At 59.2% G+C, this 1,348-nt stretch carries 1 pseudogene; it reads right to left on the bottom strand.

The annotated features are described in order from the left end of the window. A pseudogene (locus DY262_RS21475) lies at positions 1–1,203 on the bottom strand (Tn3-like element IS1071 family transposase); the annotation flags it as partial. Between the last annotated feature and the right edge of the window lie 145 nt (positions 1,204–1,348).

The raw sequence follows: 1,348 nt of genomic DNA, 5'->3' as shown, positions 1-1,348 counted from the left end.
AAGGTACTCGATGGCAGGATGCTCGCCGGTGGCCTGCCAGGGCAGCTTTGCAATGGCGACGAGCAACGACCGCACGGGGCGAATTCCATCAATCAATCCCTCGCGGACCAGGGAGGCCCTGCTCGGTGGTTTGCGTTTCTGGGTTTCGGTGATCAAGGCTTCAAGACGGGCACGCAACTCAGCATCTGGCACCGCACCTTGCGCGCTCAAGGCAACAAGTTCGCCGAGCAGCGTTTTGTACATTGCGGCCCAATTGACGGTAGCGGGGACATCGGCGGCAGCCTGACGCCACAGATCGGCGATCCGGCGCTGCACCATAAGGATCAACTGGTCTGTGGTGGTGAACAGGCAATACCGAAGAAAGCATGCGACCTCCACGGTGCGCGCTGGCTCTTTGATCTTGGCTCCGGCTGAGGGCGGCCTGGAGACAAGTCGGCGCGCGTAGCGGCGCAAGATGAGATCGGGGATGTCTGCCAGGTGCTTATGAACGTCCAGCGTGTAAAGCAGGTCGATGCGCTCCAGTACCTCGCTGATTTGGCGGGTTGAGTGTTTCGCCGGTGCAGCCCATAGCCAACTCTGCTGGGTTTGTCCATCTGGGCGCAGCTCTGAAACTGAGGCTCGCCAGCGATCAAGTGTTGCTGGATCAACGCTGGCGGCGATGGCGGTGCCTGTTTCAACTTCAAGCTGGGCAAGTGCCGCCGCAATCAGTGTCCGAATTGCCCGCTCGTGCACGATCACCAGCTTGTTCTTGTACAGCCATTGACGCGCCCGCACGAGTAGCTGATCGCGGTCGGCGCAGCGCGCCACTTCGTCGCGCAGTTCACGTACCAGTGAGCGGCGCTGGTGCTCGCTCATCCACTGGAATCCAAGGACCGTGCAGGCTACTTGTTGGTGATCGAATAGCGTGCGCCCGCGTTCATACATGGCTCTCAGCGAGGCGACTTCTGGTGCTGCAATGCCAAGCTCGTTGCCAAGGTGGCGCCACAAGGCTACTGGAATTACCCGAAAGGCACCGAGCAAACGCCCACTCATGCGCAGGAAACCAATATGGAGCGCCAGACCAAGCTTGTGGGAATCACCTCGGCGTGCATTGATTGCGTCGCGCTCGGCACCATCGAAGGTGAAAAATGCCTTCATCTCGAAGTCGCTGATATCGCGGGGGAGCCCACGCATCCCCAAAAACGTTGTGTGCCAACCCTGCATCGTGAACCTCAAAAGTGGGAGGCCACCATACCCGTTTACAAAGCGAACAGGAAAGTCAATGAAATCAACGGTCTACCCAGACCACCCCCGCGCCAGTGCTAGCTTTGCGTACCGTCACTTATTGCACTGAAAACGAGGAGACCCC

This window comes from Hydrogenophaga borbori (genome assembly GCF_003417535.1).
GTDB classification, from domain to species: domain Bacteria; phylum Pseudomonadota; class Gammaproteobacteria; order Burkholderiales; family Burkholderiaceae_C; genus Hydrogenophaga; species Hydrogenophaga borbori.
Note: the sequence above shows the minus strand (reverse complement) of the source record. Positions and strands in the feature narration are given on the sequence as shown.